The organism is Rhizobium sp. 862_C5_N1_2, from assembly GCF_051811205.1.
GTDB classification, from domain to species: Bacteria; Pseudomonadota; Alphaproteobacteria; order Rhizobiales; family Rhizobiaceae; genus Rhizobium; species Rhizobium leguminosarum.
Genome location: NZ_JBPWPT010000006.1, coordinates 57,005 through 74,957, shown reverse-complemented (window position 1 = coordinate 74,957; position 17,953 = coordinate 57,005). Strand labels below are relative to the sequence as shown.

Sequence of the window (17,953 nt, the reverse complement as noted above, 5' to 3'; positions counted from 1 at the left end):
ATAGCGCCTACCGGACCACGCGTCTATACCTACCGTCATAATCGGTCCACCCCACCATTTCGGGAGCAGAATATGTGGCCAATCGAATGGGGCTGATGGCGGTCCATACTGAAAGGAAGCGGCGACCTGTAGTTTGTCCGAGACATACATAGGTTCCCGACGATCCATTATGCGATCTTCCTGGCCTAAAACGCGAACTCTATGGCAACAAGCCGGTCGCTGGCCTCGAGAGCTCTGGCCTGCCGGCGACGTTCGACGCCTTGCATAGGCAGCGGGCGCCTTCCTCGATCTTCCCAGAAAGAATACGAACGCGGCAAAAAAATACCAGTATGACACGCGTCGTCTTCCCCTCTCATTGCAAACTGTCAGAAAACTGTATATATTTCTGACAGGAGACATGCCATGCAAAAGCTGACGTCACAAATCATGGGCCATGCTGAACGACTGCCGGAAGGGTCCGCGCTTTCGGCAAAGAGCTTTTTGCATCTCGGAAATCGTGCCGCCCTGGACCAGGCTCTGTCGCGCCTGGCCGAGCGTGGCGAGCTCGTCCGGGCCGGCCGTGGTATCTATATGCGGCCCGTCAAAAGTCGTTTTGGCAGTCGGCTGCCGACGGTCGAACAGGCCGTAGAGGCAGTGGCGCAGCAGCGCGGCGAGGTCATTGTCTCAAACGGCGCCGCCGCTGCGAATTCCCTGGGCCTGACCACCCAGGTCCCGGTCCGCTCCGTCTACCTTACATCCGGCCGCAGCCGGACGATGAACCTTGGACAGCAAACGGTCGAGCTTAGGCATGTCCCTCGCTGGCAACTGGCCTTGGCCGATCGGCCCGCCGGCGTGGCGGTCCGTGCGCTCGCCTGGCTTGGGCCCGAGAAGGCCGATGAAGCACTGTCGCGGATCAAGCGAAAGCTGCCGCCAGACGCGTTCGGCGAGTTAGTGGCGGCGGCTCCGCAGTTCCCGACTTGGCTTGCAAGAAGCGTGGGAAAGGCTGCGCATGGCTGATCAGTTCCTGACCTTGTCAAAGGACGACCGGCGCGAAGCCTTGGCCGTGGCGGCCGACCGCACCGGACGGCCCATTCACCTGCTCGAAAAGGATGTCTGGGTCGTCTGGACGCTGCAGACGCTCTTTTCGTCCAAGCTCGGCGAGCACCTCGTCTTCAAGGGCGGCACTTCGCTTTCGAAAGGCTACGGCGTCATCAAAAGGTTCTCCGAGGACGTCGACCTGACCTATGATATCCGCGCCCTGGCGCCGGACCTGGTCGGCGATAATGATGAGGCGCTGCCGAAAACCCGCAGCGAAGAGAAACGCTGGACCAGCGAAGTACGGAAGCGGCTTCCGGTCTGGGTTTCGGAGTCGGTGGAGCCGGTCATCGCCGGTGCGCTGCGCGATCAATCTCTTCCGGCGGCAATTCGCCTCGAGGATGATACGCTCTATCTGGACTATGACGCGGTGAGCAGCGGATCCGGTTATGTCGCCCGGAGCGTCATGCTCGAATTCGGGGCCCGATCCACCGGCGAGCCAGCCAGTATTCGCGATGTCGACTGCGACGCCGCGGGTCAGGTCGATGGTGTCGAATTTCCGAAGGCGAGCCCCCGCGTCATGCACGCGGAGCGGACGTTCTGGGAGAAGGCGACGGCAATCCATGTCTTCTGCCTGCAGGAGCGCCTCCGCGGCGATCGTTTTGCTCGTCATTGGCATGACGTCGTCCGGTTGAACGATGCTGGTTTCGCCGACAAGGCATTCGCGGATCGGCAGCTCGCCAATGCCGTGGCGAAACACAAATCAATGTTCTTTGCGGAAAAGGCGGCCGACCGCTCGCCCATCGACTACGCCGCAGCCGTCAATGGCAATCTGGTTCTGACACCCTCCGGAGAAGGTCTGCGCGCACTCGGTGAGGATTACGCGCGCATGGTCGACGACGGTCTGCTGCTCGGCGATTCCGAGCCGTTCGAACACCTGATCGAACGATGCACGCAAATTCAGGCGCGCGCCAACAAAGCCGACACGCCGAAATAGCCGAAATTTGAAAGGAACAGGACCGTCGACCCCGCTATTTTCAGTGTCAGTGGCGTAACCGGTATTTATGGAACGACTTTAATGGAAGTTTCGCTACCTCAGTCACCCGACACTATCCTACGCGGCCCCAGGGAATGCCGAACGGTCGAGAGTGTCGGCATTGGTCAGCTGTCTTTCTTCCCCCGGTCGGTGATTAAGGCGCCGCATCTTTTTATTCTTCCTTGAAGGCTCGCGCGACCTGATCCATGAGAGGCTTCGTCAAATATGCCAGCGCCGTTCGTTCGCCGGTCTGTATGAAGGCTTCGACCGGCATGCCGGGAACGGGCGTGACCTGGCCAAGCCTCTGCCATTCGCCATCGGAAACCTTGGTACGGACGACGTAGTAGCTGAGGCCCGAGCGCTGATCGCTCGTCAGGTCTGCTGCAACACTGGTCACGACACCATTCAGCTCCGGCGTGTTCCGCTGGCTGAAGGCAGAAAATCTCAAATGCACCATCTGTCCGATGGACACTTGATCGATATCGGTCGGCATCAGCTTGACTTCGGCAACGAGGGCATCGCGATCCGGAACGATCTGCATGATCGCTTCTCCCGGAGCGATGACGGCGCCGGATGCGTGCACGGCAAGCTGATGCACAATGCCGCCCTGCGGCGCGCGAATGTCGATACGTTGCAAATCATCCTGAGCAGCGACCAGGCGTTCGGAATATTCGCCGATATCTCCCTCGGCCTGTCGAAGCTGGTCGGAGACCTCGCTACGCTGGTCATCATCGATCTGGATGATCTGGAGTTCTGTTTCCGTGACCTTACCCTTCGTCTGTGCTTCGGTCGCGACGAGGTTGCCGAGCTCGCCAGTGAGGCTCGCGGCCTCACGCTGCAACGCATATACCCGGTTGGCGGGAACGAGCCCTTGATCGAACAAGCGCTGAATGCTTTCCAGTTCCTTTTCGATCAGCGCAATCTCCTGGCGCTTGCCGGTTTCCTGGGCGACCAGACCCTCGGCTTCCTGCTTGAGTTGCTCGATCCGCTCACGCAATTGCGCCTTTCGCCCCACCAGCGATGACCGGCGGTTGGCAAAGAGGCGTTTCTCGCCCTCGATCGAGCGCGCGGCCTCTGGATCGCTGGCCTTTGCCAGCAACTCTTCGGAAAAAGCGATCGACTGTGTGCCGTCGCGTTCCGCTACAAGCCGAGCCGTCCTTGCGGAAAGCTCGTTCAGCCGCTTGGTTACGATGGCGAGATTGGCGCGGGTCTGGGTATCGTCCAAATGGATGAGGATCTGGCCGGCTTCCACCAGATCTCCATTCTTGACGAATATCTGGCCGACGGTACCGCCTTTCTGATGCTGTACCGGCTTCACATAAGTGTCAACGACGACCATTCCGGAGGCGATGACCGCGCCTGAAAGGTGGGTGGTGGCAGCGAGACCGCCCATCACACCGCCGAGTAGGACGACGATGCTGAGGGCGGCTACCGTCAGCTTGCGGATGGCGCCTTCCGCCGATGGCGCTCCGACATCGCTCATGTTCCCGTCTCCTCGCCGCCGATCAGCAGGCGCATCGGCTGCGGGGTCGCCGTGGCTGGCCTCGCCGTGGTCTTTTTCAATACTTCGTCCTTCGGACCGAAGGCCTGCATCTGGCCATTGCCCATGACAAGAACCTGATCGACTGCCGTGAGCGCGCTCGGCCGGTGTGCGATCACAATCGCAATCCCTCCCCTCGCGCGAACCCCAGAGATCGCTTTCGTCAGGGCCGCCTCGCCATCGGCATCAAGGTTGGAATTAGGCTCGTCGAGAACCACCAGAAACGGCTCGCCATAGAGTGCGCGAGCAAGCGCTATGCGCTGGCGCTGACCGGCCGAGAGCACCGATCCCTGTTCTCCGACCTTGGTGTCAAACCCATCTGAAAATTGCACGATCATGTCGTAGACGCCAGCTGCCTTCGCTGCGGCGATGACAGTCTCGGAGTCGGCCTTTGGGTCAAACCGTGCAATGTTCTGCGCGATCGACCCATCGAAAAGCGAGACATCCTGTGGCAGATAACCGAGATGGCGGCCGAGTTCGTGCGGATCCCACTGGGTAAGGAGAGCCTGGTCGAGCCTTACCGCGCCGCCCAAGGGCAACCAAAGGCCGGTGATTGCGCGGGCGAGTGTGGATTTTCCTGATGCGCTCGGACCGATAACGCCAACTGCCTCTCCTGCCGAAACCTTGAAGGAGACGCCGCGAAGAATAGGGCTGCGCCCGCCCGGCGCGGCGATCTGCAGGTTCTCGACGATCAGGTTTTCCCGCGGCGCCGGTAGATCGACCTCGCGCTGCTCCGACGACATGAGCGTCATCAGCTTAGTCAGCCGCCCCCAGCTTTGCCGGGCGGCAACGAAGCCTTTCCATTGCCCGATGGCGAGTTCTACGGGCGCCAGGGCGCGGCTCACCAAAATGGAACTAGCAATCATGATGCCGCCAGTTGCCTCCTGACGGATCACCAGAAGGGCGCCGACGGCGAGCACGCCCGACTGCAGCATCATGCGCAGGATTTTCGATGCCGTCGCCAGCCCGCCCGTGACCGTGCTGGCGGCAACGTGGTTTGCCAGATATTTTCGGTTGAGCTCGGTCCAACGCTCACCGATGAAATGGCCGAAGCCCATGGCGAGGACGGCTTCCGAGTTCCGTTTGGTCGCTTCGGCAAGATTGATGCGCTCGGCGGCAAGCTTGGCTGCTTCCTTCGCCGGCTGCCGCGACCGAACCTCGGTAAGCATGGTCAAGGCGATAAGGATCAGTGCACCGGCAAGCGCAGTCACTCCGATCCAAATGTGGAAGAGGAAACAAAGGAAAAGATAGAACGGCATCCAGGGCATGTCGAACAGCGCGGTCGGCCCCGGTCCCGACAGAAAACCGCGGACGGTATCGAGATCCCGCACGCACTGTAGCCCGTCGCCCGGCATCTGCATGCGCGACGGCAATAAGACGAGAGAGCCGTAAACGCGGTCACCGAAACGTTCGTCGACCGCAGTGCCAACCCGGACGAGCAACATCGACCGGATCAATTCCAAGACGCCCTGGAAGACGAACAGCGTTGCGGCGATGATCCCGAGTCCCACCAATGTCGGCAGGCTACGGCCGGGAATGACCCGGTCGTAGACCTGAAGCATGAAAAATGAGCCGGTCAGAGCAAGGATATTGATGACGCAGCTTGTCAGGCCGACTCCGAGGAAGGCCTTTCGAAGCGACGAGAGAACCGCCACAAGGAATACTTGTGACGACTGTTCTGCAGCCTTGTTCAAGACGATTTCCTCTTTCTCACGCTGCAGCCGTGAAGCGGAAATCATCCTGGTGCAGGCTTGTCAGCGCGACGTTCTTCAAAGTGATCGACGTGTTGGCGTCATGAGTAATCAACGTGTCTGCTCCGACCTGGGTGGCGGCCGCCATCACCGATGCAAAATCCGCGAAGAGGTCGTCACTGATGTCGAGGACATCACCAATGCCCGCACCGGCGGAGAAATCTGTCACCGTATCTTTGCCGAAGTCAGCCTTGAACACGAAAGTGTCATTTCCACCCACCCCGCGAAGAGTGTCGTTGCCAGCCCCGCCCTGGATTGTATCGGCGCCATACGTCCCCCAGATGATGTCGTCGCCGGCGGTCTGCTGGTCGGCTACACAGCGTGCCGCGATCTGAGTCTTGTTCCAGACGGTGCCGTCGGCAAAACGAACGAATTCGACACCAGCATCGCCCCAGAGCTGGTTATCGACAACGATGGAGCCTGTCATCCCTTGGAATGACAGCTTCATGTCGTTCACATCGCTCGTGACGTGTGAGAAGACAACGTCTGTTACCGCAATTCCGGCACCAAACTCGAGGACGTTGTTGCGGCTGCTTTGGTAGTCGAAGATAGCGTCGTCGCCATCGCCGACGTTGTACACGTAGACGTCGTTACCGCCGCCGCCGTCCAGGCGGTCGTTGCCCGCCCCGCCGGCTAGACGGTCGTTGCCATCGTAGCCGGCAATCGTGTCATTGCCGGCGCCGCCGACTACATTGTCGGATAGGTTCGTTGCCCAAATGGTGTCATCACCATCCGTCGTTTGACCCGCGACATATCGACGAGCGATCTCGGCATCATCCCAGATCGTGCCGTCGGCGAACCGAATAAACTCGACGCCGGCGTCGCCCCAGTGCTGATTATCGAGCACGATGGAGCCAGCCATCGATTGAAATGTCAGTTTCATATCGGCCGCATCGCTCGCGACACGTGAAAACACTACGTCCGCTGCCGAAATTCCGGCACCGAATTCGAGAACGTTGTTGCGGCTGCTTTGGTAGTCGAAGATAGCGTCGTCGCCATCGCCGCCGTTGTACACGTAGACGTCGTTGCCGCCGCCGCCGTCCAGCCGGTCGTTGCCTGCCTCGCCGATAAGACGGTCGTTGCCGTCGTAGGCTACGATCGTGTCATTGCCGGCGCCGCCGAATACGTTGTCGGATAGGTTCGTTGCCCAAATCGTGTCGTCACCAGCCGTCTTTTGATCTGCAACGTATCTGCGAGCGATCTCGGCATCGTCCCATAGGGTGCCGTCGGCAAACCGAATGAACTCCACACCGGCGTCACCCCAATGCTGATTGTCGAGCACGATCGAGCCGGACAATGAGCGGAACGTCAGCTTTATGTCGGCCGCGTCGCTCGCGACGCGTGAAAACACCACGTCCGCTGAAGAGATCCCCTGCCTGAACTCCAAAACATTGTCGCGACTGCCGGTGTAGTCGAAAATCACGTCGTCCCCATCGCCTGCCTCGTAGACGTAGACGTCGGTACCGCCGCTGCCGTCAAGGCGATCGTTACCTGTCCCGCCGACCAGACGATCGTTGCCGCCAAAGGTAGTCAGGGTGTCATCGCCCGCACCACCCGTTGCCAGGTCGGATAGATTCGTACCCCAGATGATGTCGTTGCCGGACGTCTGCTGGTCCGCAACATACCGACGCAACATCTCTGTTTCGTTCCAGACCGTACCATCGGCGAACTGAATGAACTCAACACCCGCATCGCTCCAAAGCTGACCGTCGAGCGTGATCGATCCAGACATCGAGCGGAAGGCGAGCTTAATATCGTTCGAGTCTGCGGCAACGCGCGCGAAAACAACATCGCTGGCGTCTATTCCAAGTCCAAGTACGAGTCGATTATCACGAGACCCTCGGTAGTCGAAAATGACATCATTTCCGTCGGCGGGTCGATAAATATAGGTGTCGGTGCCTTCCTTGCCTTCAAGTCGGTCGTCGCCCGCACCCGCATCGATGATGTCATTCGCCGTCGTTCCGGCAAGTGTATCGTTACCTGAGGTTCCATAGATTGCCAGCAGCCCCGTGAGCGCAGTATCCAACGCGCCCGCGGCACCACCGAGAACCTCGCCATCCTTGAAGACGATCGACTCGACGCCTCCGGCAGTATCGAATTGGTTCTTCAGCGTAATCGTTTCGCCGGTTGCGAGGACTGTGATGATCAAGTCGCTTGCGGATGTTGTCGACCGAGCAAAGAGAACTTGACTCTTGAGCAAGTCATCCAGCCTGAGAACATCGCTATCGGTTCCCGACGTCGGCTCGTCGATGATGTCGTTGCCATCACCTGCAAGATAGATGTACGCATCACTGCCGGCCCCGCCCTTCAAGGTGTCGTTGCCCAGTCCTGCACGCAACACATCTGCGGCCGAAGATCCGGTGATGATGTCGTTGCCGACGGTGCCTCCAGTATAGGCGATATGTGTCAGCATGTCCGCCCGCGTCCAAATCGTGCCGTCGGCAAAGACGATCTTCTCAAGGCCGCTCTGATAGTACTCGTTGAGATTGCCCTGGAGCAGGATGGAGCCGCCATCGCCCGCACCCGCCGCACTCTCGGCGATGACAAGCGTCACATCGTTGCCGTTGCGCACCAGCGTCACGTCGCCGGGATTGATGCCGGACAACACCAGCCGGTCGTCGGTATCCCACATGCCCGAATCCGAGATCGTTTCGTTGCCGTCGCCGCGGGAATAATAGATCGTGTCGTTGCCCCAGCCGCTGTCGATCGTGTCGTTGCCGATCCCGCCGGTGATCGTGTCATTGCCATCACCGGCATTGATCGTATCGTTGCCGGCGCCGGCATTGATGATGTCGGCCGCGTTGAAGCCGGTGATCACGTCGTTGCCTGACGTCGATGCCTCGGCCAGCACTGCTGCCCGCATCGTGTCACGCGTCCATATCGTGCCGTCGGCAAAGACGACTTTCTCAAGGCCGGTCTGATAGTATTCGTTGAGATTGCCCTGGAGCATAATGGAGCCGCCGTCGCCCGCACCCGCCGTACTCTCGGCGATGACAAGCGTCACATCGTTGCCGTTGCGCACCAGCGTCACGTCGCCGGGATTGATGTCGGACAACACCAGCCGGTCGTCGGTATCCCACATGCCCGTATCCGAGATCGTGTCGTTGCCGTCGCCGCGGGAATAATAGATCGTGTCGTTGCCCCAGCCGCTGTCGATCGTGTCGTTGCCGATCCCGCCGGTGATCGTGTCATTGCCATCACCGGCATTGATCGTATCGTTGCCGGCGCCGGCATTGATGATGTCGGCCGCGTTGAAGCCGGTGATCACGTCGTTGCCTGACGTCGATGCCTCGGCCAGCACTGCTGCCCGCATCGTGTCACGCGTCCATATCGTGCCGTCGGCAAAGACGACTTTCTCAAGGCCGGTCTGATAGTATTCGTTGAGATTGCCCTGGAGCATAATGGAGCCGCCGTCGCCCGCACCCGCCGTACTCTCGGCGATGACAAGCGTCACATCGTTGCCGTTGCGCACCAGCGTCACGTCGCCGGGATTGATGTCGGACAACACCAGCCGGTCGTCGGTATCCCACATGCCCGTATCCGAGATCGTGTCGTTGCCGTCGCCGCGGGAATAATAGATCGTGTCGTTGCCCCAGCCGCTGTCGATCGTGTCGTTGCCGATCCCGCCGGTGATCGTGTCATTGCCATCACCGGCATTGATCGTATCGTTGCCGGCGCCGGCATTGATGATGTCGGCCGCGTTGAAGCCGGTGATCACGTCGTTGCCTGACGTCGATGCCTCGGCCAGCACTGCTGCCCGCATCGTGTCACGCGTCCATATCGTGCCGTCGGCAAAGACGACCTTCTCAAGGCCGGTCTGATAGTATTCGTTGAGATTGCCCTGGAGCATAATGGAGCCGCCGTCGCCCGCACCCGCCGTACTCTCGGCAATGACCAACGTCACATCGTTGCCGTTGCGCACCAGCGTCACGTCGCCGGGATTGATGCCGGAGAGCACCAGCCGGTCGTCGGTATCCCACATGCCCGTATCCGTGATCGTGTCGTTGCCGTCGCCGCGTGCGTAATAGATCGTGTCGTTGCCCCAGCCGCTGTCGATCGTGTCGTTGCCGATCCCGCCGGTGATCGTGTCATTGCCATCACCGGCATTGATCGTATCGTTGCCGGCGCCGGCATTGATGATGTCAGACGTGTTTGATCCGGTAATCACATCGTCGCCTGGAGTACCGGCAAAGTTCACCAGCATCGCTCTGAGATCAGCTCTGCTCCACACCGTGCCGTCGGCGAAGACGATCTTATCAAGGCCGCTCTCAAGGTATTCGTAGAGATTGCCCTGGAGCAGGATGCTGTCGCCATCGCCCGCACCCGCCGCACTCTCGGCGATGACAAGCGTCACATCGTTGCCGTTGCGCACCAGCGTCACGTCGCCGGGATTGATGCCGGACAACACCAGCCGGTCGTCGGTATCCCACATGCCCGAATCCGAGATCGTGTCGTTGCCGTCGCCGCGTGCGTAATAGATCGTGTCGTTGCCCCAGCCGCTGTCGATCGTGTCGTTCCCGATCCCGCCGGTGATCGTGTCATTGCCATCACCGGCATTGATCGTATCGTTGCCGGCGCCGGCATTGATGATGTCGGCCGCGTTGAAGCCGGTGATCACGTCGTTGCCTGACGTCGATGCCTCGGCCAGCACTGCTGCCCGCATCGTGTCACGCGTCCATATCGTGCCGTCGGCAAAGACGACCTTCTCAAGGCCGGTCTGATAGTACTCGTTGAGATTGCCGCTGAGCAGGATGGAGCCGGCGTCGCCCGCACCCGCCACACTCTCGGCGATGACCAGCGTCACATCGTTGCCATTGCGCACCAACGTCACGTCGGCGGGATTGATGCCGGACAACACCAGCCGGTCGTCGGTATCCCACATGCCCGTATCCGTGATCGTGTCGTTGCCGTCACCACGGGCGTAATAGATCGTGTCGTTGCCCCAGCCGCTGTCGATCGTGTCGTTGCCGGTCCCGCCGGTGATCGTGTCATTGCCACTACGGCCATCGATCGTGTCCGCTCCCGCACCTGCGGCGATGACATCGTCGAAATCAAAAGCCGTGACCGTGTCGTCACCCTCGGTCACCTGGGCAGCGATCAACCGAACGATGATGTCGAACTTCGATAGAATCGTGCCGTCAGCGAACGCAAACTGCTCGACATCGTTCATGTCCCAGACGGCGATATCGTATTCGTTCCGAATGAGAAGAGAGTCATTCGATCCGGCAAGCGTTATCAGCAGGTCGTAGTCGCCGACACGTTGGAATGTGACGTCATCAACGTTGACGTTGCTGTTGAACCGGACTGTGTCGTTATCGGAATAGAGCACAATGCCATAGCTCTCTTGGACGATGTCTTGTCCGTCGCCATAGCCGAAGAAATAGGTGTCATCGCCATCGCCACCTGCGAGGTAGTCGTTGCCTGCCCCCCCATCCAGGGTGTCATTTGTCCAGAATCCGTAGATGGAGTCGTTGCCTGCCGTTTTCATCGAAAGCAGATATTGGCTGCGGATGTCGGCGGCGTTCCAGACAACGCCATCTGAGAAATGGATCTCATCGACCTGGTCTGGTCGATAATTTATGGCATTGTAAGAGAATTGGCCGATCAGCGTCAGCGTTTCGCCGCTGTCGCGAAGCCTTATGACGAGATCGCTGCTACCTGCATCTCGAACTAGCTGAATGTCAGATGCGACTACCTGATCGTTGAAAATGATCTTGTCGAAATCGCCGCCATTCAGAGCGCCGGCGCCACGCTCCTGGATCGTATCGTTGCCGTAGCCATGGCCCCATACGTAGGTGTCGTTGCCGTTGTAACCGTACAGGGTGTCGTCGCCGGCCCCTCCATCAAGTATGTCGTCAATATCCAAACCTTCGATGATGTCGGCACCGCTCGTTTTTTCCGACGCGATGAGCATCGTCGCGAGTTCGTGCCAGGAAATGCTCTGGTCGCCCGACGTGAAATCAATGCGCTCGATACGGTCGAAGAAGATATTTCCAAAGACACCAGATGCGGCGTAGGCGAACTCGTTCTGGAGCGTAATGCTTCCCTGACCACCATTGACGTAGATAACAATTGAATGGCGGTCGCCATCCACCCTGCCGAAGCTAATATCCTCTCGGCCGATACCTGCTCCAAATCGCAGGAAGTCATCGGTTCCGGACAGAATGTTGGTCATTCGATCCTGAATGACGTCGTGACCGTCTCCAAGCGCATAGAGATAGAGATCGCTCTGATTTCCGCCGGAGATGAAGTCGTCACCCTTGCCAGCCCGCAGGATGTCTTCGCGCTCCATGCCATAGAGCTCGTCATTTCCATCAGTAGAATGGGCTTGCAACACGATGCTGGCGACCTGATCGCTTGTCAGGCTGCTGCCGTCATCGAACGTGAACAGGTCGATGCGGTTCATGTACCAGGTGCCATAAGGACCGGTATAGGTCGCAGCGAATTGTCCTTGGATGGTAATCTGGTCGAGCGGACTATTCTTGAAGCGGATGACGAGATCGTTCGATGCGCCATCGCGGAGGAATATCAGATCCCCACTACGGATGCCGTCCAGGAACTGAAGCATATCCTGGTCATTGCGGAAGGCATTGCCCTCGAAGTCGTGGATCGTATCCTGCCCGTCGCCACGACCGTAGCGATAAATATCAGTATCACCGCCGCCCTCGAGCAGGTCGTCTCCCTTACCACCCTGCAGGACATCGATGTCCTCCGTACCTGTGACGTGGGTCGATGCATCATCGATCTTCGAAACGGCTTCGGCAATGTCCACCTTAGTCCAAACGCTGCCGTCCTTGAATACGATCTGGTTGATTCCGAAGTCGTGGGAGGCGTCGCTAATCATCAAGCCAGGCCAGCGCCCTTCGAACTCGTTGGTGATGCGCAATACAGCGCCGGTGACCTTATCGGTCAGAAGCAGGTCGATACCATCGCGCGAGGCTATGATGTCGCCGGCATTGTGGGCGGAGAAGCGGACCGTATCGACGCTGCCGCCGAGACCATCGTCGTCAAAGATCTCAGTCGAGCCGAAGCTCTTGCCGATAACATAGTTGTCCGAGCCTGTCCCGCCGCGAACGACCGTTTCGCCACCATCGACGATCAGGATGTCGTCCTGTCCGCTGCCAATGACCACGCCGGTTCCGGTGAAGAACAGATCCTGCGCCATGCCGAAGGCATGCGCGAAGTCGACGACTGAGATGCCGCCGGCATGCTGCTCAACCGCGTTGAGCATGTTCTGCACCAGGAAGGCATAGGTGTTCTTCTGAGATGCCGATCCACGGGAATAGTCGGACAGGAATACGTCGAAGAAAGGCTTCCAATCGGTGAGCCATGACACGGCGTCGCTGCTTTGCTCGGCATCGGCAAGAAGCGCAGTGAAGACAGCGGCAATCTGCGAGCCGCTCTTCGAGGTGAAGCCGTCGCTTTGGGCATTATAGTCGATGCTATCGAAATAATGCGCAAGGGGACCGCTTTGCACCGCCAGCCGAACCGCAAAGAGGTCGAGGGCATCATCCATCTTGTCGAGGAAGGCCGCAACCGCCTGGTAGCCGGCGGTGGCGGAGTCCGGAACATCGAAGAACGCGTGCAGCGATTCACCGATCAACCGTTCATAGAAGGAGAAGTCCGAGCCGGAGATCGTGTCGATGACGACGCCGCTGCCGAGCGTGTGATTGGCCGACGATGCAAGATTGCTGCTCCAGTCGGCCTTCTGGTAGTTGTAGATGCGCAGGTAGTCGTCACCGTCGCGGTAATCGAGATAGGATACCGAAACGCCGTTATGCAGTTCCGTTCCGGTCGTGACGACAATCGATGAGTCGCCACCCGTCCATTGCGATAGGAGGCTGGAGAGCTCGCCGCGTCCCGACGTACCCTCACTGCTCGAGACGATGACGCCCGAGGCCATCCGGATGCCCGGAATGTCGGACGTGCTGTCACCGGCGGAGGAAACGCCCCAAGCGTAATCGACGACATTGCCGTCTTTGCGAACGATCGCAAGGTCGTCATACGCGGTCAGGCCCGCGGCGCCTGTTATAATATCAGCACCAATCTTGACCGGAGAGCCTTCAGCCCATGCCGTCAGGATAGGCCGGATTGCCTCGCGCAAGTCCGATAGGACCGGCGACGTCAGCGTTTGGACTGCAGCGCGCACAGCCGTCTCGGCTGTCGGAAGAACGCTCAGTGCCTCGTGCAAAGACACGAGGGTGCCACGCCCCTTAAGGTCGGCAAGGTCGAGGACCGACTGGGAGACCTGGATCGGAGCACCGACATAGGTGGTGTTCTGGTTGTCGAGACTGAGCAGCACGTCTGCGATCGTGCGAACCGTACCGTCAGCGAGCGTATAGCCTGCGGTGCTGGTGATTGTATTTCCATTGACCGTCTGGGTCGTGGTTCCGGTGTTCGGCGTCACGTTGATCGAGGTAATGCCACGATCCACGACACTCTTGAGCTCACCGGTATCGGTGCGGTGGTTCTCGTTGGCATCCTGCCAGACGAGAAGTGAGGAGAAGCTGTCGGCCGATGTGACCGTACCATCGCCATTGAAGTCTGCGAGCCCACTATCGTTGGCGTCGACCTTACCGTCGTGATTGCCGTCGAGAAGGGCGAGTGCGGCGAGTCCCGAAGTGGTGGCGTTGCCGAACATCTCGTCGGAACCAGTGATCTTGCCATCACCATTAAGGTCACGGACAAGAACGCCGTCGTCCTTGCCGACGAAACCGGATGACTCGGCATAGAGATCGTTGTCGAGATCGAGCTTCGATTTGGAGCGATCAAGCGCCGTGAGTTCGATGCCGTCACCATCGAGGTCGAGGACGAGAGGATCCTGACCACCCCAGGGATAATGACCCGTCATCGTCTTGATCATCAGGCCGAGAATGTCGAACGCGCCCTCGCCGAGCACGGAATACTGCCCCTTCATATCGAGCGTAATGTCACGGAAGCGGACGAAGTACATATGGTATTCGGCCAGGAAGATCCCGCCTGGCCCAACTTCGCCTTCGCCGCCTGGGCCCGCCGTCGCCTGATCCTTCCAATTGAGGACATACATCGTCGCGACGCCATCCGACGGGGTCCCATCGGCATTGGCCACATGCCAGAATGCATTGCGGATGACGAGTTCTCCCTCGGCATTCAATGCATAAGCTGTTCCATACGGACCCCAGGCATAGGGATCCTCCGACGCTTCGTTTTTGAGGCCGCCATAAAGCGTCAAGACACCGCCGAGCGCGATGCGGTCTTCGCTGCTGAGGTCAGTCACACCGATGCCGTTGGTGAACCAGATCTTGTCCTGGCCCTCACCGGTGGTGATGATCGAGCCGAAGTCGGCACTGATCAGCACATCATCATGATCGCTGAGCTTGACCTGATCGGCGCCTTGAACATGCAGCGCATTGTTGTAGCCAAGCGCTCCCTTGGCCGCGTAGTCGACAATGGTCAAGAGTTCCTGATCGTAACCCTGCCATTGGAATACGTTGTCAAGCGTGTAGACGTCATCGTGGTCCGACGTCACACCGTTGAGGTAGTTAATGCCGTGCGACAGCCCAGAGTAGTCGACGACATCGACGTTTTCAGTGAAGGCGTTAGGGCTCAACCTCTCGCCAGCCGGCACCTCGGATTGGATACGCCCGGATTTGCCCATATCGATGAGGATGGGTGCATCGAGTGCGGCATCGTTCAAAACAAGTTCGTCAGCTCGGTCTGACAATTCGACCTTATCGATCGAAAGAAGGATGTCAGTACCTTTTGCGCCGCTATTGGCGTCCTCTATAGTTATTTTAATGGCCTCAGCCTGGCCGAGCGTGGTTTTCTGGAGATCGGTGACGCGAAGGCCTTGTGTGAAGTCAGAAAGATCTCCGGTCGCCTCGGGATCCGTTGCTGACGCACCCGGATCAACCGTGTATCGGACCGTGTCTGTTTCGGTGCCGAATACGAGCCACTCGAGGAAATCAGTTAGAAGGCCAACCTTTTGATCGCTGCCGACGTAAATATCGTTATCGTTCTTATGGCCAGTGTTTACGTTCTCTTCAGTGACCGAGTCGATGAACAAATCGTTTCCGGAACCCCCGATCAAGATGTCGCGGCCGCTATGTCCATCCAAAACATCATCACCGTCCGAGCCAGCAATTATGTTGTTCTTAGAGTTGCCATCGACCGCGTCGTCTCCATCGGTAGCAGCTAGCAATGACGCATGGTGCGGGTCGTATCCGCCGTACCACTCAGGCAGCTTTGTCTTGAGCGGATCTTCGGAAACCGAAAATTGTATCGCGCCGATTACCTCTTGGATCGGCTTGTCTTCTGAGCTGGGATACAGAGTATGAATTGCCTCCGTAACGACACTGCTTCCGATTGTATCAGCCGTGCGCTCGAACAGGCTCTCCAGAAGCGTCTTCACGCCTCGGATTTCGATAAACGCGTTAGGGTCGTCCTGCCCCAAGCGCCATAGTTCCTGGTTTATTTCAAGCGTAAGAATACTTGCTTGATCAGCGGTCTGGACTGCATCGCCATTCTCGTCAGAAAGCTGAACAACTCCTTGCTCGGGACGGTAGGGGCTTGATTCGCCGTAGTCGTGATAGTTGACCTGTCGAACAGCCATCAAACCGGCAAATTGCACGATTGCTTCCGCCAGACCATCCAAAGCACCTTCCAGAACTGCTGATGACTTCCCCGATGAGACTAGAACTCCGAGAGCATCAGCGTCGTCGAAAAGAGCGCGCGCCCCCGTGTTGCCGAAGATAAGATTGCCCTCGTCGAGTACGGAATAAGCGATCGCATTCAGCATCTTGCTGGCTGCCGTTCCATATCCGCCCAGTTGATCCGCTTCAGCCGCAACGCCAAGCTGTTCGTCAAAATATGCTTTGAACAGAGACCCGCCTACGGAACTCCAGCTCACATGATGTTCAGCATCGGCGTAAGTCGTGAGAACCATAAGCGCCTGAGAATGCAAGCTGATGGCATCCAGCAAGCCGCCGCCATAGGCATTCATGGGCACGATATGAGACTGTCCATCGACCGAGAGCCCATATACGAGAGCTGCCGCCGCGATGGCGTCGACCTGAGCCGCGTCTGCACCGCGAAGTTTGTCGATCAACAGATTCGTTGGTATCCCGAGAAACGGCCCAAGGACGCGCGCCAAAGCTGCCACCTCTCCATCCATTCGATAGGAGGTTACGCTCGTGGCCATGGGGAGCCTGAAACCGTTAATGGTTAGGCCTTCCCCTTTCAGCGCATCGAGAACTGTGTCGGCAATCTGCTTTGGATCGTCAGCGATTGTCAGGGTACTGAAAAACGTATCAAGCGACGCCGTAAGCGCGAGGCCTAAGTAGGGTATCTCGTTAAAAACAACAGTCTCGGTTCCTGTCAGAGACCCGATGAAACCAGCAAGACTACCGCCGAGGGAGTGACCGGTTATGATCACATTTGACGGTGTGGACGAGTCATAATCGTCATCGCTGGAGTTCCATCCGGGGAAGACTTCATGACCCGTTACGTTTTTATAGAATTCTTCAGCATAGTAGGGCTGGAGATGAACGATCGGGACACCTGTATCGTCGCCGGTCATCCCAAAGGAACTGGACCAGCCGGCAATTATGTCCTTTAACGTCTCGATCGATGGCCAGCCGCCATTGGTGATAAAATCCGTGCCTCGATAGGCAATTACCGTTTCCGTAGTCCCGCCAACTGTCCATTTATAGGAAGTGGCGCTAAAACCAGATATGCTTGCAGTTCCGTCAAGTACATCGCTGGACAACTTGTCGACTTGGGCATTTCCAATTCTATTGGAGAGTTCGTTCCCGTCCTTGTCTGTAACTTGCGGGTTATCTCCCCTTGAATATGCATCCAGAGCAAGCAGGGCCAACATTACGTTCTTGTCGGTGGGCGTCTCTGTCATCGGCTTCCATCTCCAAAGAATCTGGCGGGAGTTATTATGTAGCTAAACGGCAGTTCATTGCGTGGGCGCGAGACCCCTGGAGGATCGCGTGGAAAAATTTTTCCGGGCGCCACGGCGGTATCGAGCCAGGGGAGCCGTTCTCGCAATTTATTGGTGATAGGGTCAGTCGTTATTTCGATATCGAGACCTGTGAAGTGGATACCTGGGAAGTATCGACCGAAATCCGCGGACTGGATTTCAAATATCGTTTTGGGATCGGTTTCGTTCTTGAACGAGACAATCACAGGCAGTCTGCCCGTTTTTAGCTTGAAGGGACGGCGACCGCTCGCATCGCGTAGTGTTGCAAAGTCCGCTTCCGACAGCGAACCAATGCTATTCTTGATGCCAAGGCTCGTCAGTACTCCGGCTTCGTAAACTTGAGTCAGAGTGTTGTTCGGATCATGCTGGACCGGCAGGATATAGGCCGTACTTTTGTCTCCGAGATCGAAAATCAGCGCCTCGCCGTACAGACGTGTGACGCCACCATTTCCGATAAGGCTGCGCGTTACCTTGGAATAGGTGATTTCCATCACCGAGGAACTCTCAATCGGTCGGCCATCCACCGTAGCCGACGCAATAACCTTAAAGCGAACAGATGCACTCTCACCCTGGCAAGACGCGAGAGGCAGTGCGCAAAGTGATGCCAAGAGCGACCGACGCTTCATTAGCTGCCCATTTTTCAATCA

The 17,953-nt window shown here is 58.2% G+C and carries 6 protein-coding genes; 2 read left to right on the top strand and 4 right to left on the bottom strand.

Annotated features, from left to right (window positions below):
• Positions 1–402 precede the first annotated feature (402 nt).
• Both ACD590_RS37620 and ACD590_RS37615 read left to right on the top strand, forming a co-directional pair.
• Positions 403–996 (top strand): DUF6088 family protein, encoded by a 594-nt coding sequence (locus ACD590_RS37620; RefSeq protein WP_096771281.1) that lies wholly within the window; start codon positions 403–405, stop codon positions 994–996.
• The gene (locus tag ACD590_RS37615; RefSeq protein WP_096771282.1) at positions 989–2,011 is read left to right on the top strand and encodes a nucleotidyl transferase AbiEii/AbiGii toxin family protein; all 1,023 of its coding nucleotides are present in this window, start codon (positions 989–991) and stop codon (positions 2,009–2,011) included. Before ACD590_RS37620 ends, ACD590_RS37615 begins: the two co-directional genes overlap by 8 nt.
• A 211-nt stretch (positions 2,012–2,222) precedes the next feature.
• On the opposite strand, the gene ACD590_RS37610 is transcribed toward ACD590_RS37615, so the two are convergent.
• The 4 genes from ACD590_RS37610 to ACD590_RS37595 all read right to left on the bottom strand — a co-directional run bounded on the left by ACD590_RS37610 (position 2,223) and on the right by ACD590_RS37595 (position 17,797).
• Entirely contained in the window at positions 2,223–3,533 is a 1,311-nt protein-coding gene (locus ACD590_RS37610) for an HlyD family type I secretion periplasmic adaptor subunit (RefSeq protein WP_096771283.1), read from the bottom strand.
• Positions 3,530–5,329 (bottom strand): type I secretion system permease/ATPase, encoded by a 1,800-nt coding sequence (locus ACD590_RS37605; RefSeq protein ID WP_245424573.1) that lies wholly within the window; start codon positions 5,327–5,329, stop codon positions 3,530–3,532. Before ACD590_RS37605 ends, ACD590_RS37610 begins: the two co-directional genes overlap by 4 nt.
• Positions 5,301–16,427, bottom strand: coding sequence for a calcium-binding protein (locus ACD590_RS37600; RefSeq protein ID WP_439021067.1), 11,127 nt, complete (start codon positions 16,425–16,427; stop codon positions 5,301–5,303). Before ACD590_RS37600 ends, ACD590_RS37605 begins: the two co-directional genes overlap by 29 nt.
• 797 nt (positions 16,428–17,224) lie before the next feature.
• Positions 17,225–17,797 (bottom strand): hypothetical protein, encoded by a 573-nt coding sequence (locus ACD590_RS37595; protein WP_179874269.1) that lies wholly within the window; start codon positions 17,795–17,797, stop codon positions 17,225–17,227.
• Between the last annotated feature and the right edge of the window lie 156 nt (positions 17,798–17,953).

Bases quoted from the DNA above. Each gene is read 5' to 3' on its own strand.
- ACD590_RS37620 (WP_096771281.1), top strand. From the start codon at position 403: ATGCAAAAGCTGACGTCACAAATCATGGGCCATGCTGAACGACTGCCG.
- ACD590_RS37615 (WP_096771282.1), top strand. From the start codon at position 989: ATGGCTGATCAGTTCCTGACCTTGTCAAAGGACGACCGGCGCGAAGCC.
- ACD590_RS37610 (WP_096771283.1), bottom strand. From the start codon at position 3,533: ATGAGCGATGTCGGAGCGCCATCGGCGGAAGGCGCCATCCGCAAGCTG.
- ACD590_RS37605 (WP_245424573.1), bottom strand. From the start codon at position 5,329: ATGATTTCCGCTTCACGGCTGCAGCGTGAGAAAGAGGAAATCGTCTTG.
- ACD590_RS37595 (WP_179874269.1), bottom strand. From the start codon at position 17,797: ATGGAAATCACCTATTCCAAGGTAACGCGCAGCCTTATCGGAAATGGT.